The sequence below is a fragment of the Streptacidiphilus sp. MAP12-33 genome (genome assembly GCF_041261265.1).
Lineage (GTDB): Bacteria > Actinomycetota > Actinomycetes > Streptomycetales > Streptomycetaceae > Streptacidiphilus.
Genome location: NZ_JBGCCA010000048.1, coordinates 12,588 through 31,968, shown reverse-complemented (window position 1 = coordinate 31,968; position 19,381 = coordinate 12,588). Strand labels below are relative to the sequence as shown.

Below are 19,381 nucleotides of genomic sequence, written 5' to 3'. Positions count from 1 at the left end.
AGGCGGGCGAGGTGGCCGGCTCAGCCCTGGTCTTCGCCGTTGCCAAGGCCGCCACCTACGCCGTCACGGTCGTCTGCGACGTGAACGACCCGAGCCGGCAGGCCACCGGGTCGGTCACCGTCGTGACCTCCGCGATCGGTGGGGCCAAGACCGGTGACGGCGCCACGCGGTCGTTCCCGGTCTCCTCGGTCGCCGGTGGTGCGGCACTCGCCGTCGGCAGTCTCGCCCTCGGCGCGTACGCGCCGCGCCGCCGGCCGGTGGCCGCGCATGATCCCCGGCGCGGGCTTCCTGCTGGGGGCACCACGGTCTACCGGGTCGTCGCCGGCGCCCCCGCGCCGCCGCAGCCACCCACCGAGCCGGAGCCACGCCACCCCGCGCCCGTCAGGCACTACACCGGCGTCGAGGTCAAGCAGGGCTGGTGAGCTCGCCGACGCCGGGCTCGCCCCGTTCGACCGTGAGCGGCCAGGGCCCGGTCCGATCGGACCGGGCGTTGCCGATCACGGCGCACAGCGCGAGGAAGAGCAGCCCCGGGGTACTGGCGGGCTTCTTCCCAGTCCCTGGGCGGTGATTCCGACGTCTCATGGTCCCCACTGTCCGCCCGCCTCATGGGAGAACGCTGAGAACTCGGTGAGGCGCGCCGCAGATTCGGCCGCCCGGCGAGGGGGTGGCGGCGGGCGTAGGGTCGAGGCGTGAGCGGGAGCGGTGCCGGGCCGCGGATCCGGCTGGCCGAACTCGTCGCCGCGCTGTCGCTGGGCGTCGACCTCGGTTTCGGGCAGCCGATGGAGCATGTGCTGCGCCAGTGCCTGATCGCCCTGCGGCTCGCCGAGCGGATCGATCTGGGTGACGAGGATCGCCTGGCCGTGTACTACACCGCGCTGCTGGTGAACGTCGGCTGCCACTCGGACGCCCATGAGCAGGCGAAGTGGTTCGGTGACGACATCGCCCTGAAGGCCGGCAAGTACCGGTTCGAGCAGCGCAGTGTCGCTGCCGCGACCGCCGCGCTGCGGTTGATCGGCTCCGGCAACCCGCCACTGCACCGTTTCCGGGTGGGCCTGGAGTTCACCCTGGGCGGGTTCCGCGAGGTGGACCGGATGATCAGCGGCCACGCCGCCCTGGCGGCCGCACTGGCGCGTCGGCTCGGCCTGCCGGACCCGGTGCGTCGCGCGGTGGCCGCCTCCTACGAGCAGTGGGACGGGCGCGGATGGCCGGGGGAGCTGAAGGAGCAGGCCGTTCCGATGGCCGCGCGCCTGGCCCAGCTGGCGGAGTTCACCGAGGTCGCGCACCGGCTGGGAGGTGTCGACGCCGCCCTGGAACTGGCCCGCCGACGTGCCGGCGGACAGTTCGATCCCGGTCTGGTGAGCGTCCTGTGCCGTGAGGCGGAGGCGGTGTTCGGCGGCCTGGACACGGCGCGTACCTGGGAGGCGGTGATCGCGGCGGAGCCGGCGCTCGGCGTGACGCTGGGGGAGCAGCAGTTCGACGAGGCACTGCTGGCGGTGGCGGACTTCGTCGACCTGAAGTCGCCGTACACGCTGGGGCATGCCCGCAGCGTGGCGGGGCTGGTCGACGCGGCCGGCGCCGGGCTGGGCTTCGGCGTGGACGAGCGGCGGCTGCTGCGCCGGGCCGCACTCGTGCACGGGCTCGGACGGCTCGGCGTCTCGAACGCGATCTGGGACAAGCCGGGACCGCTCGGCGCCGGGGAGCGGGAACGGGTCCGTCTCCAGCCCTACCTGACGGAACGGATGCTCTGCCAGTCGGCGACCCTGGCCCCGCTCGGGGCGGTCGCCGTGCAGCACCGAGAACGCCTCGACGGCTCCGGATACCCGCACGGGCTCACCGCTCCGGCGATCTCGCGCAGGGCCCGGCTGCTGGGCGCGGCCGACGCCTACCAGTCGATGATCGAACCCCGGCCGCACCGCGAGGCCCTGACGGCGCCCCAGGCGGCCGCCGAGCTGCGCGCCGAGGTGAGGGCCGGCCGGCTCGACGCCGAGGCCGTCGCCGCGGTGCTCGCCGCGGCCGGTCACCGTGTCGCCCGGCGGACGGCCGGTCCCGCCGGTCTGACCAGCCGCGAGATCGACGTGCTGCGGCTGCTGGCCCGGGGCTGCTCCAGCCGGGAGATCGCGGGGCGGCTGGTGATCTCCCCGAAGACCGCCCGCAACCACATCGAGCACATCTACGCCAAGATCGGGACGTCCAACCGGGCCGCCGCCTGCCTGTTCGCCGTGCAGAACGGCCTGCTGCCGCAGGCGGAGGACGCCGCGGCCTGAGCGGAGGCAGATGAGGCAATCGCCCCATGCGCGGACGGCCGGCAGCGCCGTAGCGTCGTTCCCGGCACCCGGGACAGCGGCCCGGGGCGAGGAATCGAGGCAGCCATGAGCATCAGGAAGGCGTTCTTCGCACTGGTCTACGACGGTCAGATGGCCAGGGCCGAGGAGGCGGGGTTGCGGGACCTGCGTCGGCACCTGCTGGCGGACGCCTCGGGCGAGGTGCTCGAGATCGGTGCCGGGACCGGGGCCAACCTCGACCTCTACGGTCCGGGCGTGGTCTCCCTGACCGTCACCGAACCGGAACCGGCGATGGTGCGCCGGCTCGACCGGCACGTCCGGGAGCGCGCGCCGCGCGCCACCGTGCTCCGCGCTCCCGCCGAGGACCTGCCGTTCGAGGACGACAGCTTCGACGTGGTGGTCTCGACGCTGGTCCTGTGCGGCGTCGGTGACCAGCCGCGCGCACTGCGCGAGATCGGCCGGGTGCTGCGGCCCGGCGGACGCCTGCTCTTCCTGGAGCACGTGCGTTCCACGGACCCGAAGGTCGCCCGCCTCCAGGACCGCTGCAACTGGCTCAACCGCCTGGTGGTCTGCTGCGAGTGCAACCGCCCGACCCTCGATTCGATCAGGTCGGCCGGCTTCGAGGTCGGTTCCGTCGAGCACGGCACGCTGCCCAAGGCACCGCCCTTCGTCCGCCCGCTGATCCACGGCACGGCCCGCCGGCCCCGGGCGGCCGGCGCCGGAACCCCGGACCTGCGCACGGCCGCCGGGTCGTGACCGCGTCGCGCCAGGTGGAGCCGCCGGGACGGTCAGGAGCCGGGCGCCCTCAGAGGGCTTCGGTCTCGGCGGCGTACAGCAGCGCCGGGTCGAAGCCCATGCCGGTGAAGTGCCCGGCCAGTTCGAGGGAGAGCAGGCCGTGCAGGCGGCTCCAGAAGGCCAGGGCCCGACGCAGGGCCGGCGCGGGCGCGGGGTGGGGACCGGCCCAGGCACGGTGGTCGGCGAGGTGAGCCTCCAGCGCTGACGCCGACGGTGATGGTGACGGCGGTGATGGTGACGGCGGCGGCTCGGGGAGCTGCCCGGCGGCGCAGGCGTCGAGAACGGCCGCCATGACCTCCCCGGCGATCCGGGTGGTCTCCTCCGGGGCCTGATAGCCGGGCACCGGCGTGCCGTAGATCAGCAGGTAGCGCTGCGGGTCGGCGAGGGCCCAGGCGCGCAGGGCGGCTGCCAGGTCCGGCAGGCTACCGCCTGCCTCCACGCGGGCGCGGAAGGTGTCGGCGAGGCTCCGGTAGGCGTCCCTGATCAGCTCGGTGATCAGCTCGTCCCGGTTGGCGAAGTACCGGTAGAGCGCCGGTCCGGTCATCCCCATCTGTTTGGCGATGGCGTTGAGGGAGAGCGCGGACGCGCCCGCCGTGGCCACCTGCTCCCAGGCGTGCTGCTTGATCTCCTCGCGCACCTGGGCCCGGTACCGCTGCCTCGGTGTCGCCGTCTCCGACTCTTTCACGGTCCTCCTTCGCGCTCTGCGTTAGAAGGTATCACTCAAGCGATTGACCTTCACGTGACGAGCGTTATAGCCTCTAACTATCGCAAGTGGCTCTAGAAGAGGAGAAGGCCATGAACGACAACGCCCTCGTCCAGGTGGTCCTGCCGGGCATCGTGGAGCCGGAGGACCTGCAGGTCCGGTACGCGTCCGTGCCCGAGCCCGGTCCGGGGCAGCTGGTGATCGCCATGGAGGCGACCGGCGTCTCCTTCGCCGAGCAGCAGATGCGCCGCGGGCGGTACTACGACCAGCCCCCGTTCCCGTTCGTCCCCGGCTACGACCTGGTCGGCCGCGTGCACACGACCGGAGCGGGCGTCGACGCGGCTCTGGTCGGCCGCAGGGTCGCCGCGCTGACCAAGGTCGGCGGCTGGGCCAGCCACGTCCTCGTCGACGCCGCGGACGCGGTCGACGTCCCGGACGGCCTGACCGCCGAGCAGGCCGAGACCGTCGTGGTCAACGGAGTCACCGCCTGGCAGATGCTGCACCGGCGGGCCCGCGTGCGGGCCGGGCAGACCGTGCTGGTGCACGGCGCCGGCGGGGGAGTCGGCTCGGTCCTGACGCAGCTCGCCCTCGCGTCAGGCGCCGCGGTGATCGGCACCGCCTCCCCGCGGCACCACGAGGCACTGCGCGAGCTGGGCGTCGTGCCGGTCGACTACCGCACGGGCGAGGTGCCGGCCCGCGTGCGGGCGCTGGCTCCGGGCGGGGTCGACGCCGTGTTCGACCACGTCGGCGGACGCAGCGTCGTCGACTCCTGGCAGCTGCTCGCCCCGGGGGGCACCCTCGTCGCCTACGGCAGCGCCTCCACCCGCGACGACACCGGCTCCAAGCAGTGGCCCGTGCTGAAGATCCTGGCCCGCACCGCGCTGTGGAACGCCCTGCCCAACGGCCGCCGGGCCTTCTTCTACAACATCTGGGCGGGGCGCAGGTTCCAGCAGGCCGGCTTTCGTGCCCGGCTGCGTAGCGACCTCACCGACGTCTTCGCCGCGTTGGGCCGCGGTGACATCACCGCACCCGTCGCGGCCCGCCTCCCGCTCGTCCACGCCGCGGACGCACTGCGCCTGGCGGAGTCCGGCACCGTGACCGGCAAGATCGTCCTGACGGCGTGAACCACGTGGGGTGGTCGCCAGGGCCTCGAATGGCACATGCCAAGTTCACTGGACCCGGTGTCAATAGCGTGGGGCCGCTCCATGCTGGAGACTCCACACCACTCCCGCCGCCGCTCGCTCAAAGGGTTCCACGCCCATGTCTGCACCCATGCACGAGGCCGCCCCGACTCCCGCCACCCCCGCCCCGGAGACCGTCGACGTTCACCGCCTCGGCGACTCGCTCGTATGCCGGCTCAAGTCCGCGCTCGGCCGCCACGGCATCGTCCTGCCCTCCCTTGTCGCGGACCATCCGGTCGGCAACAACCCGCTGATCTTCCTCGGCCGCGCCAACCAGGAGACGGTGGAGAAGCTGACCGCGCTCCTCGACTCCGTCCCGCCCACCGGCGGCGCCTAGCGTGCATCGATGAGAGGGTGGAGGGCGAGGCTGCCCGGCCGGGCAGGCCGCCGAGGCGACTCCCGGAGAAGGGTGATCGGCGATGGCCGGAAGGGAACCCGTCGAGGTGACCAACCTCGACCGCTACGGCAATCCGGCACTGGAGTGGAGCAGGGCCGAGCGGGCTCTGACGTCGTCCATGCCGAGTCCGGCCGTCACGTCGTTCCTCGGGACGGTGGGCCCGGACGGCCGTCCCTCCGCGGCCGGGGTCGGCGCGGTCTGGCGGGACGGGAGGCTCTACTTCACCAGCGGTCCGGGTGCGCGCAAGGCTCGCAACCTCGCGCGGAACCCGGCGTGCACGCTCTCCACGCGGCTCGAGGGCATCGACCTGGTGGCCGAGGGCGAGGCGGAGCGAGTGACCGACGAGGAGACCCTGGCGGACCTGGCAGCCGTCTACCGCCGGGCCGGCTGGCCCGCAGAGGTGGACGGCGCCGGCTTCACCGCACCCTTCAGCGCCCCGAGCGCCGGCCCGCCGCCGTGGCACCTGTACCGGATCCGGATCCGCACCGTCTTCGGTGTCGCCGGGGTCGAGCCGTACGGCGCCACCCGCTGGCGGTTCGAGGCCTGAACCCCGCCTCGTGCGGCGCGCGGGCGCGCGTCAGACGTAGTCGGTGATGTTCGCGACGGTGAAGCCCTGGGCCTGGATGTGCCGGTAGAGGTTGGCCATCATCTGGACCATGGTCTCGCCCTTGAGCTGGGCGGGGCCGCGGAAGTGACACAGGATGATGTCACCGGGGCGGAGCCGGTGCGAGGCGGTCTGGTACTGCATGTCGTGGATCTCCATCGACTCCTTCCACAGCATCATGCCCTTGAGCCCCGCCTCCCTGGCGGCGGTGACCGTGGCTGAGTCGTAGTTGCCGCCCGGCGGGCGGAACAGGTAGGGAGTCGTGCCGTACTCGCGGCGCAGCTTCTCCTGCTGACCCGCGATCTCCTCCAGCTGCCGTGCGGGCGACAGCCGCGGCATGTCGAGCGGGTGCGTCAGCGTGTGGTTCTGGATCGACACGAACCCGGTCTCGTGCAGCTGCGCGAAGTACCGGTAGTCGTCCTTGATCAAGGTGTCCGCGAGGCTGAGCGTGAGCGGGACCTGGAAGTCCTTGACCATCTGCACGAACGCCGGGTCCTTCTCCACGCCGTCGTCGATGGTCACGAAGACGACCTTCTCCGTGATCGGAACCCGCGAGAACACCGGCGGGTGCACGGCGCTCACCGTGATCGGCTTGACCGCGGGCGGTGCCGGCGGCGGGGCGAAGGGCTTGAGGCCCGGGTAGCGCCGCGCGATCAGCTCCGCGTCCACCCCGCCGGTGCTCGCGCCCGACGGGCTCGCGGAGGTGAGGGGCGACGCCCCGGCTCCGTCGCTGGAGGGAGGCCGGCTCCCGGATCCGCACGCGGTCGCGAGCGAGCCCAGGGCGGCGATGCCGGCCGCGCCGCCCAGGAAGCGCCGACGCGACCACGAGAAGTCAGGAGTGTCCGTCACAAGGCCAGAGCATGTCAGGCCGCTGTGGGCATCCCCAAATTTCCCTGTGGCCGACCTCTGTCACAGGCGCCACGTCGGTGGCCCGTCGGGCGGTGCCGAAGGCCAAGATTTGGCAATGGTTTTCATCTCGGGCTGGGTGAATCTAGAGATGAAAACCATTTCTATCTAGCGTGAAGGTCGTCGGCCCGGTCCGAGGGCATCCCCGTCGCCACCGTCACCGAGACCCTCGCCCCCGCGAGCGACACGTTCGAGCAGTGGCAGGTCGCCGAGCTCCAGGGCATCGAGCAGGCGCTGCACCAGGCCACCGGGAAGTGACGCCCCCACGCCCCCGTTTCAGGCGCCGCTCGTGTGCCAGGTGACGGCGTTGCCGGGCTGTTCGCGGGCGGTGCGGAACGAGTTGACGGGGTGCTCGGCGTCGGGATACCCGAAGGAGACGCCGGCCACGACGCGCCGGTTGTCTGGGATGCCGAGGTGGTCGCGCAGGAAGTCGGAGTAGGAGGCGAGGGCGGCCTGGGGCGCGGCGGCCAGCCCGAGGCTGTGGGCGGCGAGCAGGAACGTGTTGATGTAGAGGCCGCAGTCGACGGCGCCGTAGACGCCGAGGTCGGCCTCGGTGGTGATGATCGCGACGTGCGGCGCGTCGAACAGCTCGAAGTTCCGCATCATCTGCCGGACCGTCCGCTCCTGGTCGCCCTTGGCGATACCGAGGCTGCTGTACAGCTGGACGCCGCACTCGCGGCGACGCTGCCGGTGGACGCCGGTGTACTGGGTGGGGAACGGGAAGTCGGGCGCGGCCGGGTGGCTCTGGACGTGGGCCGTCAGCCGCGTGCGCAGCTCCTCGGTCGCCGCGCCTTCGGTGAGGTGCACGTGCCAGGGCTGGGTGTTGCACCAGGAGGGTGTGCGCTGGGCCAGTTCCAGCAGCCGCTCGATGGTGTCGCGGGGGACCGGATCGGGCCGGAACTGGCGGCAGGTGTAACGGTCCGTGAGGATCCGGCCGAGCGCCTCGTGCAGGTCGGTACCGGTCTCGGGCTGGGTACTGGTCGGGCTCAAGGACGGCCTCCAGGGGCACCTTTGGTCTCTTTCCGAGGCCGCATGCTATCGGGCGCCCGTCCTGCCGCCACGTCGGTCAGCCGAGAGCGCGGTCGAGGTTCCAGGCGGCGCTGATCAGCGAGAGGTGGGTGAAGGCCTGCGGGAAATTGCCGAGCTGCTCGCCGGTCGGACCGATCTCCTCGGCGTACAGGCCCAGGTGGTTGGCGTAGGTGAGCATCTTCTCGAAGGCGAGCCTGGCCTCCTCCAGCCGCCCCGCGCGGGCCAGCGCCTCGACGTACCAGAAGGAGCAGATCGAGAAGGTCCCCTCGGGGCCGTGCAGCCCGTCGGGGCTGGCCACCGGGTCGTAGCGGTAGACCAGCGAGTCGGAGACCAGGCCCGCGGTCAGCGCGTCCAGCGTGGACAGCCACTTGGGGTCGGTGGGCGAGATGAACTTGGCCATCGGCATCATCAGCAGCGAGGCGTCCAGCTCCCCGTCGTCCAGGGACTGGACGAACGCGCCCCGCTCGGCCGACCAGCCGCGTCGCATGATCTGCCGGTAGATCGCGTCGCGGGACTGCCGCCAGCGGGGCAGGTCGGCCGGCAGGCCGCGGCGGTTCGCCGTGCGGATCGCCCGCTCCAGCCCCACCCAGCACATCAGCCGCGAGTACACGAAGTTCCGCCGGCCCGAGCGGGTCTCCCAGATCCCCTCGTCTGGCTGGTCCCAGTGCTCGCAGAGCCAGTCCGCCATCGTGCTGACCTCGTCCCAGTGGGCGCTGCTGATCGGCTGCCCCCACTTGTCGTAGAGGTAGACGGAGTCGATCAGCGCTCCGTAGATGTCCAGCTGGAGCTGGCCGGTGGCGGCGTTGCCGACCCGGACCGGACCGGAGCCGAGGTAGCCCTCCAGGTGCGGCAGCTCGTACTCGGGCAGGTCGCGGCGCCCGTCGATGCCGTACATGATCTGCAGCGGGCCGGTCGCACCGGCCTCGCCCATGATGCCGTGCTCGGAGAGGAAACCCATGAACGCCTCGGCCTCCGAGGTGAAGCCGAGGCGCAGCATGGCGTAGACGCAGAAGGCGGCGTCGCGGATCCAGACGTACCGGTAGTCCCAGTTGCGCGCGCCACCGATCTGCTCGGGCAGGCTGGTGGTCGGCGCGGCGACGATCGCACCGGTCGGCGCGTAGGTGAGCAGCTTCAGCACGAGTGCGGAGCGGTTCACCATCTCCCGCCAGCGCCCGTGGTAGCGCGAACCGGCCAGCCAGTGGCGCCAGAACCGGACGGTCGCCTCGGCCTGCTCCTGCGCCTCGGCGCGCGGGCACGACCGGGCCGGGACGCCGTCGCCGATGTGGTCGAGCGCGAACACGTGGGACTCGCCCTCATGCAGCTTGAACCGCGACCACACGTCCCGGCCGTCGCTCTCCAGGGGTGCGGTGGCGCTCAGCGCGAGCGTCAGCGAGGGTGCCCGGAACACGGCCGTGCGGCCCTCGAGGCGTACGGTGTGCGCTTCGGCGCCGTAACCGAAGCGCGGGGCGATACGCGCCCGGAACGGGAGGGTCCCGCGGACGCAGAGCACCCGCCGGATCAGCCGGTGCCTGGCCGCCTCGTCCGGCTCGCCAAGTGCGTCGGACACCGGCATGAAGTCCTGGATCTCGGCGACCCCGTCGGTGGCGAAGAACCGTGTGATCAGCACGTTCGTGTCGGGGAAGTAGAACTGCCGGGTCCGCGTCGGCACCTCGGCGGCCAACTCGAACGACCCGCCCTTGTCGGTGTCGAGGATCGACCCGAACACGCTGGGCGCGTCGAAGCGCGGGCAGCAGTACCAGTCGATGGTGCCGTCCGTGCCGACCAGTGCGGCCGTCCGCAGATCGCCGATCAGGCCGTGCTCGGAGATCGGCGGATAGCGGGAGTCGTGCACCTGATCGGGACCAGCCGGGTCGAACGCCATACCGACCTCCCTGCCGCTGGGGCTCGGCGCGGGCCCGGAGACGAAGCCTTGTCTTCATGCTAGGCACGGCCCCGGCGTCGCGCTGCTCGCGGCCGGCGAGCCGCCAGACTGGCGGGCCTTGGGGTGGTGCCGGTCGGGAGTCGAGGGCGAGGCGGGGTAGCTGCGTGACCGGCGGAGCAGAGCACCAGGCGCACGCGCGGTACGAGCCGGGCCCCGCTGCCGGCCCCGCCGTCACCGGCGCCGTCGCGGGCTCGGCCGTCCCTCTCGCGCTCGTCCTCGGCCACGTCTGGCAGTACGCCGTCCTCGCCGCAGCAGGGCTCTGGCTGCTCGCCCTGCGACGCGGCGTCGTCAGCGCGCTGCTCGCTGCCGGCGGAGTCGGTTTGGTCGCCGCCCTCGCGGGCCTGCCGGTCGGGTGACCGGCAGGCCCGCGAGGGGCTCGGCGCGCCGCGCCGCGGCGCCGGTGCGGGGCGGTGGGCAGCCCGGGCCGGAGCCTTTTCCGTTCCGCCCCGCGCGGCATGCCCGGCTCAGGCCTGGGCGTCGTGGTGACGGTAGGCGGCCTGCCAGCGGGTGGCCTCGACCGCGTCGTCGATCTGCTCGTCGCTCAGGTGCGGGGCGACGCCGTCGGCGACCGCGGCCCTGGCGACGGCGCGCGCGACGGCGGTCGCGGTCTCGGCCAGGCGCGTCCGCTCGGGGAGCAGAGAGGGGACCGCCGCGTGGGTGTCGACGCTTTCCGCGACGGCCTCGGCGGCGGCAGTCATCATCGTGTCCGTCACCCGCGTGGCGCGGACGGCGGTCACGGCCAGCCCGATGCCGGGGAAGATGTAGACGTTGTTGCACTGGGCGACCGGCACATCCCGCCCGCCGTGACGCGCCTGGGGGAACGGCGAGCCGGTGGCGATCAGCGCGCGGCCGTCGGTCCAGTCCAGCAGGTCCTGCGGGGCGGCCTCGCTGCGGCTGGTCGGGTTGGACAGCGGCATGATGACGGGCCGGTCGCAGTGCTCGTGCATGGAGCGCACGATCTCCTCGGTGAACGCTCCGGTCGCGGTGGACAGGCCGACCAGGGCGGTCGGTCGCACGGCGGCGACGACGTCGGCCAGGCCGACGGGGCCGCCCGTGGGGGAGGCGACGGCGTCCGCCCGCTGGGCCAGGCGCCGCTGGGCGGGGTCGAGGTCGGTGCGGTCCTCGGTCAGCAGGCCGTGGATGTCGACCACGTGGATGCGCTCGCGGGCCGCCTGCTCGGTCAGGCCCGCCGCGGTCATGGCACGCACGATCTGCTCGCACACCCCGATGCCCGCGGAGCCGGCGCCCAGCATGACCACGCGCTGCTCGGTCAGCTTCGTGCCGCTGACACGGCAGCCGGCGGTGAGCGCGGCCATCGCCACGGCGGCGGTGCCCTGGATGTCGTCGTTGAAGGTCAGCAGCCGGTCCCGGTAGCGCTCGAGGATCGGTAGCGCGTGCGGGGTGGCGAAGTCCTCCCACTGCAGGAGCGTGGTGGGCAGTTCGGCCTCGACGGCCGTGACGAACTGCTCGACGAACGCGTGGTAGTCCGCGTCGTCGATACGCGGGTGGCGCCAGCCGAGGTACATCGGGTCGGCCAGCAGGTCCTCGTTGTCGGTGCCGACGTCCAGCACGATCGGCAGGGTCCTGGCGGGGTCGATGCCGCCCAGGGCCGTGTAGAGGGAGAGCTTGCCGATCGGGATGCCCATCCCGCCGATGCCCTGGTCGCCGATGCCGAGGATGCGCTGCCCGTCGGTCACCACGATCACGTCCACGTCGCGGTGCGGGCGGTTGCGCAGGATCTTGGTGAGGTGCTCGCGGTCGGGGTAGGCGACGAACAGGCCGCGCGGCCGCCGGTAGATCTGGCTGAAGTGCCGACAGGCCTCGGCGACGGTGGGGGTGTAGACGATCGGGAGCATCTCCTCGACGTGGTCGCGCAGCAACCGGTAGAAGAGCGTCTCGTTGTTGTCCTGAAGCGCCCGCAGGTTGATGTGCCGAGCCAGGTCGGTGGGCTGGTCCCCGTACGCGGCGTGGGCGCGCCGCACCTGCTGGTCCAGGGTCTCCACGGCGAAGGGCAGCAGACCCCGCAGACCCAGCCGCGAGCGTTCCTCCTCGTCAAAGGCGGTGGAGTGGTTGAGGACCGCGTCCTCCAGCAGGTGCAAGCGGGCCGTGTCGCGAGGGTTCATGGCGTCGTTCCTTCCTGTCCGCCGCACGGCGGTGTGGGCGCGGGGCCACACGATTTCACAACTCCTGTGCCGAGGGTGACGTGCGAGGCGAGCGGGCGGTTCTCCGCGGGCTCAGGCACGGGGATACCCTCGGCTTCCCGGAGGCCGGACGCCCGGCCGTCGACGGCACACCACCACAGGGAGCGTCCATCATGAACCCCGGCGACCTCGTCCCCGACTTCACCCTGCCCGACCAGACCGGTACCTCCCGCTCCCTGGGTGAGTTCCTCGCCGAGGGGCCCGTGGTGCTGTTCTTCTACCCGGCGGCCCTGAGCCCGGGCTGCACCAAGGAGGCCTGTCACTTCCGCGACCTCGCCGCGGAGTTCAAGGCGGTCGGTGCGCAGCGCCTGGGCATCAGCCCCGACGCCGCCGACAAGCAGCAGACGTTCGCCGACCGGCACTCGTTCGACTACCCGCTGCTCTCCGACACCGACGGCACGGTTGCCGCGATCTTCGGCGCGCGTCGGGGCTGGGGGCCGCTCTCCACCAAGCGCATGACCTTCGTCATCGGCACCGACTTCACGCTGATCGAGGCGATCAAGAGCGAGTTCAGCATGAACACGCACGCCGACAAGGCCCTCCAGACGCTGCGCGACCGCGACCGGAACGCCCAGTAGGCTCGGCAGGCCCGATACCTTCCCGGCATCGGGCCTGCGCAGCGGGTATTGGACGGTGCGATCGGTGCCGGTTCAGCATGGCTGTCATGGCACCTCTTCCCCTTCCGCCGGCCTGGACGGGGCCTCTGCCCGAGGCCGCACCGCCCGGCGACATGGCCCTCTACCGGTTGCCGACCGGCACGTACGAGACAAGGGCAGCCTTCGCGTTCAAGGGCGGCTCGTTCGGTGACCGACGCAGGTTCGCCGCGACGGCCGTCCTGGTGCGGCATCCGGGCGGCGACCTGTTGATCGACGCCGGTTTCGGCTCGCGGGTGGAGCAGCACATCAGGAGCCTCCCGTCCTACGAACGGTCCCCGTACGAGCCGGCCGACAGCGCGCGCACACAGCTGGACGCCGGCGGATACGACCGCGCCGACCTGCGTGGTGTGCTGGTGACCCACGCTCACTGGGACCACGTCAGCGGCCTCGACGACCTCCGGGTGCCGGTCCTGATCAACGCGGGTGAGCTGGAGTACGCCGGCGGGCATCGCGGCGGCCGCGTCTTCCGTGACGTCGCCGGCGAGCACAAGATCACTGAGTACCGGTTCGACGGGCCGCCGTATCTCGGCTTTCCCGCGAGCTTCGACGTGTACGGAGACGGGTCGGTGGTCGTCGTTCCCGCCCCGGGCCACACCACCGGCTCCGTGGTCGTCTTCGTCGCACTGCCGACCGGTGCGCGCTATGCGTTCGTCGGCGACCTCACCTGGCAGCTCGACGGCATCCGCCGGCGTGCGGAGCGGCCGCTGATGATGCGGATGCTGGCCGACGTCGATCCCGCGAGGGTGCGCGCGGACCTGCTGCGCGTGGTGGCGCTGGCGGACGTCATGCACATCGTCCCCGCCCACGACGTGACGGCGTACGACGGAATCCCGCTGCTCACCGACTGATCACGGCAGCCCCGCCCACGGCAGCCCCGCCCACGGCGCCGCCGGAGGTCGGTCAGGCGCCGTAGGCGGCCGTCGCGATCTCGACGAAGGACCGGATCAGCGGGTTCCTGTCGCCGTGCCGCCAGGCCACGACCACGCGGCTGGGGGCCATGTCGGCGAGCGGCACGATCGTGAGCTCGGTGGCGGGCAGATGCCCGAGCGGGGCGAGGCCGACGGTCCCGTTCCACAGCACCGCCTGAAGGCACTCCTGCACGGCGCGGACGACGGGACCCTCGCGGGGCTCTCCGCCGTTCCAGTACGACTGCCACAGCGGATCGGTGTCGGCGGGGAACTGGAACCATCGCCGTCCGGCCAGGTCGGCCAGCGTCAGAGCGTCCCGGTCGGCCAGCGGGTCGTCGAGGCGCAGCACCGCGCCGACCGGGTCGCTGCGCAGCTCGCGCAGCGTCAGGCCGGTGTCGTCGAAGGGGCCCCGGGTCAGGGCGACGTCGACCAGGCCGGCGCGCAGTCCGCAGGTCGGATCCGTCAGGTCGGTCTCCCGGATGCGGATCCCGACGCCCGGAAACCGCCTGCGGTACGCGGTGGCCAGGCGCGTCGCGCCGGGGTCGGCGCTGTCGGTCAGCATGCCGAGCGTCAAGGTGGCGGTTCCGGCCGCCGCGGCCACGCGCAGGCGGGCCCGCTCGATCCGGTCGAGCACGGCACGTGCCTCCTCGAGCAGCACGGTTCCGGCCGGCGTGAGCGCCACCCCGGCGGTGGAACGAAGGAACAGCGTCGCGCCGAGATCGGCCTCCAGCGCCTTGATCGCCCGGCTCAGGGGCGGCTGGCTGATGTGGAGTCGGGTGGCGGCCCTGCCGAAGTGGAGTTCCTCGGCGACAGCCACGAAGTACCGCAGCGTGCGTAGCTCCATGGTCAGCAACGATACCCGGCAGGTATGAGGGAGGGCGGCCCGGCGTTGGTGGCGGCGACAACTGACGGGCCGTGGCTTTGGTGCGCGCGACGAGGACTGCCCCGGTGGCGCCCCGTACGTTGTGCCGACCAGCGCTTACGGAGAGTGGAGCCAAGGATGACCGAACTGATCCCGTCGGACGTCACGCAGTCGCCGCCCGGGGCGGGCAGACGCACGCTCGGCGTGCTGCCCCTGGTCGGCATCTTCTTCTTCACGGTGTCCGGAGGCCCGTTCGGGCTCGAGGCCTCACTCTCCAGCGCCGGTCCGGGCCTGACCCTGCTGATGATCGTCCTGGTGCCGGTCGTCTTCGGCGTGCCGAACGCACTGGTGGCAGCGGAGTTGAGTGCCGCGATACCGGTCGACGGCGGCTACTACTACTGGACCAAGATCGCACTCGGCAGAGGCGCGGCCTTCGTGTTCGGGGCCTGGAACTCGGTCGGGTCGGTGCTGAACCTCGCGCTCTACCCCATTCTGCTGGTCGACTACCTGGCCACCTGGGTCCCGGACATCGCCCGCGGGAAGGGGCTGGTGCTGGTGGACCTGTTCCACGGCGGATTCGTCGTGGACCTGCACTGGCTCGTCACCGTCGCCCTCATCGTCCCGATGGCGTACCTGAACTACCGAGGTTCCAAGGCGGTGAGCGAGTACTCGATCGGGATGATGGTGCTGATCCTCGCGCCGTTCGCGGTGCTGGCGGTCCTCGGCATCTGGCATGCGGTCGGCCACGGGATCAACGTGCTCTCGCCCTTCACGGTACCGGGGCAGAGCGTCCACTCGTCGGTGGCGGGCGCGCTCAGCGTGATCGTGTGGCTGTACCTCGGCTTCGACGGCCCGAGCACCGTGCTGGGCGAGGTCGCCGACGCGCACCGGACCTACACCCGGGCCCTGGTCGTCTCGGTCCCGTTGATCATCGCCGCCTACCTGCTGCCCACCATGGCCGCCATCGGCAGCGGACTGCACCGGGGCTCGCCCGCCGACTGGGCCCAGGGCGACTTCATCGTGGTCGGCGGCATCCTGGGCGGGATCTGGCTGAAGGTGCTGATCTCCCTGGGATCGGCCCTCTCCCTGGTGGGGCTGTTCATGGCCATCCTGCTCACGAGCACCCGGGTCCCGCGGGCGCTCGCAGCGGACGCGTACCTGCCGCGCTGGATGGCCCGGGACAGCAGACGGTTCAACACGCCGGTGGGTGCGCTGCTGGCGAGCACCACCGTCGTCGTCGTGCTCTCGGCCGTCGACTTCAGCTCGATCCTGCGGGCCACGGTGCTGCTCACGCTGGCCTCGATCCTGCTCGAGTTCGTGGCCTTCCTGGTGTTGCGCTGGAGATATCCGCAGATGCTCCGGCCGTTCCGGGTCCCCGGTGGCCGGCTCGGCGCGGTCCTGGTCGTCCTGCTGCCCACGGCGATGATCGTGTACCTGGCGTGGAGCACCGCCGTCGACGAGGTGGCGACCTTCGCCACGAGTCTCGCGGTGGCGCTGCTGGCCGTGCTGCTCTACCCGCTGTGCCGACGCTTCGTCAAAGGCGACCGGCCGGACGCGGAGATCGACTCGTCCCAGGTCCAGCTGGGTCCGGACCGGTTCACGGGATTCGGTTCGCGGAAGGCGGGCGTCTGATGGAGGGGCAGATCGATCTGCAGGCGGTGCTCTCCGGGCTCGCGGAGCGGTTGCGGACCGGGTGGCCGGTGCCGGGAGTCGCGATCAGCGTCGTTGACGGGAGCGGCGAGTCCGCCTTCGTCGGCGCGGGATTCGCGAACGCGGAGTCCGGGGCGCCGGTCTCCCGTCGCACGCGGTTCGAGATCGGTTCCATCAGCAAGACCTTCACCGCCTGCCTGCTCGGCATTCTCGCGGACGAGGGGAGGGTCGACCTCGACGCGGCGGTCGCCGACCACCTGCCCTGGTTCGCCCCGAACGGCGGCTCCCGTGCGATCACCGTCCGGCGCCTCCTGCAGCACACCTCCGGCCTGGTGGCCGGCGCTGACGCGCTGCCCGACGCCGCCGCACGCGGCTACGCGCTGCGCGACGCGAGGACCTGGGCCGAACCGGGTGAGCTGTTCCACTACTCGAACGAGGGCTACAACCTGCTGGGGCTGATCGTCGAGCAGGTGACGGGGGAGTTGCTGGCGGACGCGATGACTGGACGGCTGCTGGGGCCGCTGGGCATGCGCGAGTCGGCGGCGCGGATCACCCACGAGGAGATCGCCGACGGGGACACCGGCCGACGTGCCACCGGGTACCGGTTCCTGCGCGAGGACCGCCCGCCGCTGCCGTCGGCCCCGCTCGCGCCGGCCGGCTTCTTCGAGTACTCGTCGGCCGACGGGAACGTGCTGGCCACCGCCTCCGACCTGGGCTTGTTCGCCCGCATGCTGCTGGGGCGGGGCACCGTGGACGGCACCAGGATCATCGAGCCGGAGCGTTTCCGGGAGATCGTCACGGTTCCTGCCGAGCAGCCGGGCTCGAGCTACGCGCTCGGCGTGGACGTGGAGGTGGTCGACGGCCACACCTGGCTCACGCACGCCGGCGGGATGGTCGGATACCGCTCGTACCTCGCCGTCGACACCGACGGTGGTCACGGTGTCGCCGTGCTGACCAACGCGCCCGGCGAGTGCCAGATCATCGACCGCTTCGCCCGCCACGTGCTCGCCGTCGTCCTGGGAGCCCCGGCGGATCCGGAGCTGTTCGACCCGGAGCGGATCCCCGGCGCCCGGCGCTACGTCGGGATCCACGGGGCGACGCCGCGCCGGATCCGGGTCCAGGCCACCGGGGACGGCCGTCTCTCGCTCACCTCGGACGAGGTGACCGGCAGGCTCTACGACGCGGGCGACGGGCGGCTGGTGTCCGATCACCCGGAATGGTCCGCCTACCACCACTCCCTGGACGGAGGGCGCTGGCTCTACGGACCCGAGTCGCTGGGCTCTGGCCCCGGCGCGCCGACCGCTCCCGCGCACGAACTCGAAGGCCACTACCGCAGCTACACCCCCTGGTTTCCCTGCTTCAGCATCGTGCAGCGGGCGGGGCGCCTGCGTCTAATCGCCGCGACCGGCGTGGAAGCGCCCTGCGACGAACCGGAGCTGGTCCCGCTCGACGACGGGACGTACCGCGTCGGAGCGGACCCCCGGCTGCCCGAGCGCCTGACGCCCGGTCCCGCCCTGGACGGTGCGGTGCTCTGGGTCGACCTGGACGGGTGCCGCTACACGCGCTCGTTCCGGGACGGCCAGGAGCACTGAAACCGGAGCGCTAGGAAGCGCCCTGCCGCAGCTCGCGCATCCGCAGCTGGAGGTGCGCGAGCAGCATGGCGTCGGCGTCGGCGAAGTCCAGCCCGCAGACCTCGCGGATACGGCGCAGCCGGTAGCGCATGGTGTTGGGGTGGATGTGCAGGGCCTGCGCGGCGGTGTCGGTGGCTCCCGCGGCGGCGAGATAGGCGGCCAGGGTCGCCGCCAGCGGACCGTCCGGGCCCTCCTCCTGGCGCAGCCGCCGCAGCGCGCCGCCGGTGTCCGGCAGGCCGAGTGCCTCGGTCGCGTCGGCAAGGTGCAGCAGCAGCACGGCCAGCGCCAGGTCCTCCACGGTGCGCACGGCCGGCCCGCGGACGGCCGGGTGCCGCAGCGCCCGCAGCGCGGCGTCCGCCTGGGCCCGCACCTCGGCGATCCGGCCCGTCGACTCGGCCGGGCCGCCGACGGCGACCACCCAGTCACCGGCCAGGGGGGTCCGGGAGAGGAAGTCCCGGGTCAGGGCGACGGCCGACTCCAGGGCCGTGGCGTGGTCCGGCGGCCAGGCGGCCAGGACGTACACCGCTCCGGTACCCGTCACCACGGCCGAACGCGGGTGCACGGCGGCCAGGAAGTACTCCAGCGTGTCCGCGAACCGGCGCAGCCCGGCGGCGTCCGACGCGTCCGAGCGCGTGCCCACGGTCGGCCGCGGGGCCGCGGCCAGGACGCAGACCGGGCCGGCACCCAGGTGCAGCCGACTGGCCTCCACCGGGTCGGCCGCCCCGCCGAGGACCGCCGCCGCCAGCTCGGCGCGCTGGCGGCGGGCGTAGCTGGTCTCCGTGCGCAGGCCGACCAGCTCCAGCGCGACCACGGGCGCGAACTCGCGCAGCCGGGCCGTGGCCGCCTCGTCGAGCGGCGCGGTGACGGCGGCCCAGATGTAGCCGACGACGTCGGAACCGGCCCGGACCGCGATCGCCAACCGTGCCAGCTGGTCCGCCCCGGTCGGCTCCATGTACACCGGTTCGGTGCTGGCGTGGAGCCGCTCGAACTCCTGGCGCTCGCGCTGTTCGGCGAGCGTCCGCTGGTGCACGGCGCGCCCCAGGATGGTCTCGATCCGCTCGGAGTCGGTCCGGTCCTGCCCCTCCGACCAGGCGACCAGCGCGGAGAAGCGGTCCTCGATGGTGACCGGGGCGCCGACGGCCTGGTAGACCGCGTTCGCCAGGGCGAACAGCTCCGCGCCGCTGCCGGCCGAGCGCACCTGTGTCCTCGCGAACTCGAGCAGCTGCTCGCGGACGGTCGTCGCCACGTGCATCCAGGACGCGTCCCGGTTGACCTCGATGATCGTCGGCCCGTCGTCGGCCGAGGGCGGCACCGGGGCCTTGACCGCCAGCACCTGCGCGCCGGCCTGCCACATGGCCGCGGTCAGCTCACGCAGCTCGGCCTCCGTGGTCACGCCGACCCCCAGCACCACGCACCCGGGTCCGAGCTGCGCCGGCGCACCAGGGGCGTGGATGGCGATGTCGGTGAGCGGCCCGCCGCTGCCGGTCCCCTCCTGGACCAGGCGCAGCAGCGCCGGACCGATGTTGTCCACCAGCTGGCGGACGGGCTGCGGCCCCCGGGCGCCGGACTCCCGCATGGTGCCCCCTGACTCGATCGTTTGTTGTGTGCGTCAAGTCTGGGAGACCCATATTGAC

18 protein-coding genes are annotated in these 19,381 nt (G+C 72.5%); 11 read left to right on the top strand and 7 right to left on the bottom strand.

The window, feature by feature from the left end; translation table 11 throughout:
- Positions 1 to 11 precede the first annotated feature (11 nt).
- From ABH931_RS35440 to ABH931_RS35430, 3 genes are all read left to right on the top strand, one after another.
- Positions 12 to 422 carry a hypothetical protein gene (locus ABH931_RS35440; RefSeq protein ID WP_370122969.1) on the top strand — a complete coding sequence of 137 codons (411 nt, stop codon included), beginning with the start codon at positions 12 to 14 and terminating at the stop codon, positions 420 to 422.
- Positions 423 to 689: 267 nt separating this feature from the next.
- Positions 690 to 2,264: an HD domain-containing phosphohydrolase gene (locus tag ABH931_RS35435; protein WP_370122966.1), complete on the top strand. Its 1,575-nt coding sequence runs from the start codon at positions 690 to 692 to the stop codon at positions 2,262 to 2,264.
- Positions 2,265 to 2,369: 105 nt separating this feature from the next.
- Positions 2,370 to 3,038: a class I SAM-dependent methyltransferase gene (locus ABH931_RS35430; protein ID WP_370122964.1), complete on the top strand. Its 669-nt coding sequence runs from the start codon at positions 2,370 to 2,372 to the stop codon at positions 3,036 to 3,038.
- Positions 3,039 to 3,087: 49 nt separating this feature from the next.
- Here ABH931_RS35430 and ABH931_RS35425 read toward each other — a convergent pair whose 3' ends face one another.
- Positions 3,088 to 3,762, bottom strand: a complete 675-nt coding sequence (locus ABH931_RS35425; RefSeq protein WP_370122962.1) for a TetR/AcrR family transcriptional regulator — start codon at positions 3,760 to 3,762, stop codon at positions 3,088 to 3,090.
- A gap of 110 nt (positions 3,763 to 3,872) precedes the next feature.
- Between ABH931_RS35425 and ABH931_RS35420 the strand changes: the two genes are divergently transcribed.
- From ABH931_RS35420 to ABH931_RS35410, 3 genes are all read left to right on the top strand, one after another.
- Positions 3,873 to 4,904 (top strand): medium chain dehydrogenase/reductase family protein, encoded by a 1,032-nt coding sequence (locus ABH931_RS35420; RefSeq protein ID WP_370122960.1) that lies wholly within the window; start codon positions 3,873 to 3,875, stop codon positions 4,902 to 4,904.
- 136 nt (positions 4,905 to 5,040) lie between these two features.
- On the top strand, positions 5,041 to 5,298 hold the full coding sequence (locus ABH931_RS35415; protein ID WP_370122957.1) for a hypothetical protein: 258 nt from the start codon (positions 5,041 to 5,043) through the stop codon (positions 5,296 to 5,298).
- A gap of 82 nt (positions 5,299 to 5,380) precedes the next feature.
- On the top strand, positions 5,381 to 5,905 hold the full coding sequence (locus tag ABH931_RS35410) for a pyridoxamine 5'-phosphate oxidase family protein (RefSeq protein WP_370122954.1): 525 nt from the start codon (positions 5,381 to 5,383) through the stop codon (positions 5,903 to 5,905).
- A 30-nt stretch (positions 5,906 to 5,935) separates the two neighbouring features.
- Here the strand turns inward: ABH931_RS35410 and ABH931_RS35405 are convergent, their stop codons facing one another.
- From ABH931_RS35405 to ABH931_RS35395, 3 genes are all read right to left on the bottom strand, one after another.
- Entirely contained in the window at positions 5,936 to 6,811 is an 876-nt protein-coding gene (locus ABH931_RS35405) for a polysaccharide deacetylase family protein (protein WP_370122951.1), read from the bottom strand.
- A 333-nt stretch (positions 6,812 to 7,144) separates the two neighbouring features.
- Entirely contained in the window at positions 7,145 to 7,858 is a 714-nt protein-coding gene (locus tag ABH931_RS35400) for a nitroreductase (protein ID WP_370122949.1), read from the bottom strand.
- A gap of 76 nt (positions 7,859 to 7,934) precedes the next feature.
- Positions 7,935 to 9,779: a glycoside hydrolase family 15 protein gene (locus tag ABH931_RS35395; RefSeq protein ID WP_370122946.1), complete on the bottom strand. Its 1,845-nt coding sequence runs from the start codon at positions 9,777 to 9,779 to the stop codon at positions 7,935 to 7,937.
- A 164-nt stretch (positions 9,780 to 9,943) separates the two neighbouring features.
- On the opposite strand from ABH931_RS35395, the gene ABH931_RS35390 reads away from it, so the two are divergent.
- Positions 9,944 to 10,195: a hypothetical protein gene (locus ABH931_RS35390; protein WP_370122944.1), complete on the top strand. Its 252-nt coding sequence runs from the start codon at positions 9,944 to 9,946 to the stop codon at positions 10,193 to 10,195.
- Positions 10,196 to 10,303: 108 nt separating this feature from the next.
- Here ABH931_RS35390 and ABH931_RS35385 read toward each other — a convergent pair whose 3' ends face one another.
- A complete protein-coding gene (locus tag ABH931_RS35385) occupies positions 10,304 to 11,962 on the bottom strand; it encodes an NAD-dependent malic enzyme (RefSeq protein ID WP_370122941.1) in 1,659 nt (552 codons plus the stop codon).
- Between the two features lie 191 nt (positions 11,963 to 12,153).
- Here ABH931_RS35385 and ABH931_RS35380 point away from each other — a divergent pair, with 191 nt between their 5' ends.
- Positions 12,154 to 12,618 (top strand): peroxiredoxin, encoded by a 465-nt coding sequence (locus tag ABH931_RS35380; protein WP_370122939.1) that lies wholly within the window; start codon positions 12,154 to 12,156, stop codon positions 12,616 to 12,618.
- A gap of 86 nt (positions 12,619 to 12,704) precedes the next feature.
- Positions 12,705 to 13,544, top strand: a complete 840-nt coding sequence (locus tag ABH931_RS35375; RefSeq protein ID WP_370122937.1) for an MBL fold metallo-hydrolase — start codon at positions 12,705 to 12,707, stop codon at positions 13,542 to 13,544.
- A gap of 52 nt (positions 13,545 to 13,596) precedes the next feature.
- Here the strand turns inward: ABH931_RS35375 and ABH931_RS35370 are convergent, their stop codons facing one another.
- Positions 13,597 to 14,448: a LysR family transcriptional regulator gene (locus tag ABH931_RS35370; protein WP_370122936.1), complete on the bottom strand. Its 852-nt coding sequence runs from the start codon at positions 14,446 to 14,448 to the stop codon at positions 13,597 to 13,599.
- Positions 14,449 to 14,604: 156 nt separating this feature from the next.
- On the opposite strand from ABH931_RS35370, the gene ABH931_RS35365 reads away from it, so the two are divergent.
- Both ABH931_RS35365 and ABH931_RS35360 read left to right on the top strand, forming a co-directional pair.
- Positions 14,605 to 16,098 carry an APC family permease gene (locus tag ABH931_RS35365; RefSeq protein ID WP_370122933.1) on the top strand — a complete coding sequence of 498 codons (1,494 nt, stop codon included), beginning with the start codon at positions 14,605 to 14,607 and terminating at the stop codon, positions 16,096 to 16,098.
- The gene (locus tag ABH931_RS35360) at positions 16,098 to 17,708 is read left to right on the top strand and encodes a serine hydrolase domain-containing protein (protein WP_370122931.1); all 1,611 of its coding nucleotides are present in this window, start codon (positions 16,098 to 16,100) and stop codon (positions 17,706 to 17,708) included. The genes ABH931_RS35365 and ABH931_RS35360 overlap by 1 nt, the downstream gene beginning before the upstream one ends.
- A gap of 10 nt (positions 17,709 to 17,718) precedes the next feature.
- Here ABH931_RS35360 and ABH931_RS35355 read toward each other — a convergent pair whose 3' ends face one another.
- Positions 17,719 to 19,323 (bottom strand): helix-turn-helix domain-containing protein, encoded by a 1,605-nt coding sequence (locus tag ABH931_RS35355; RefSeq protein ID WP_370122928.1) that lies wholly within the window; start codon positions 19,321 to 19,323, stop codon positions 17,719 to 17,721.
- Between the last annotated feature and the right edge of the window lie 58 nt (positions 19,324 to 19,381).

Coding starts and splice junctions, on each gene's coding strand:
- ABH931_RS35430 (WP_370122964.1), top strand. CDS start 2,370: ATGAGCATCAGGAAGGCGTTCTTCGCACTGGTCTACGACGGTCAGATG.
- ABH931_RS35420 (WP_370122960.1), top strand. CDS start 3,873: ATGAACGACAACGCCCTCGTCCAGGTGGTCCTGCCGGGCATCGTGGAG.
- ABH931_RS35415 (WP_370122957.1), top strand. CDS start 5,041: ATGTCTGCACCCATGCACGAGGCCGCCCCGACTCCCGCCACCCCCGCC.
- ABH931_RS35410 (WP_370122954.1), top strand. CDS start 5,381: ATGGCCGGAAGGGAACCCGTCGAGGTGACCAACCTCGACCGCTACGGC.
- ABH931_RS35395 (WP_370122946.1), bottom strand. CDS start 9,779: ATGGCGTTCGACCCGGCTGGTCCCGATCAGGTGCACGACTCCCGCTAT.
- ABH931_RS35385 (WP_370122941.1), bottom strand. CDS start 11,962: ATGAACCCTCGCGACACGGCCCGCTTGCACCTGCTGGAGGACGCGGTC.
- ABH931_RS35380 (WP_370122939.1), top strand. CDS start 12,154: ATGAACCCCGGCGACCTCGTCCCCGACTTCACCCTGCCCGACCAGACC.
- ABH931_RS35375 (WP_370122937.1), top strand. CDS start 12,705: ATGGCACCTCTTCCCCTTCCGCCGGCCTGGACGGGGCCTCTGCCCGAG.
- ABH931_RS35370 (WP_370122936.1), bottom strand. CDS start 14,448: ATGGAGCTACGCACGCTGCGGTACTTCGTGGCTGTCGCCGAGGAACTC.
- ABH931_RS35365 (WP_370122933.1), top strand. CDS start 14,605: ATGACCGAACTGATCCCGTCGGACGTCACGCAGTCGCCGCCCGGGGCG.
- ABH931_RS35360 (WP_370122931.1), top strand. CDS start 16,098: ATGGAGGGGCAGATCGATCTGCAGGCGGTGCTCTCCGGGCTCGCGGAG.
- ABH931_RS35355 (WP_370122928.1), bottom strand. CDS start 19,323: ATGCGGGAGTCCGGCGCCCGGGGGCCGCAGCCCGTCCGCCAGCTGGTG.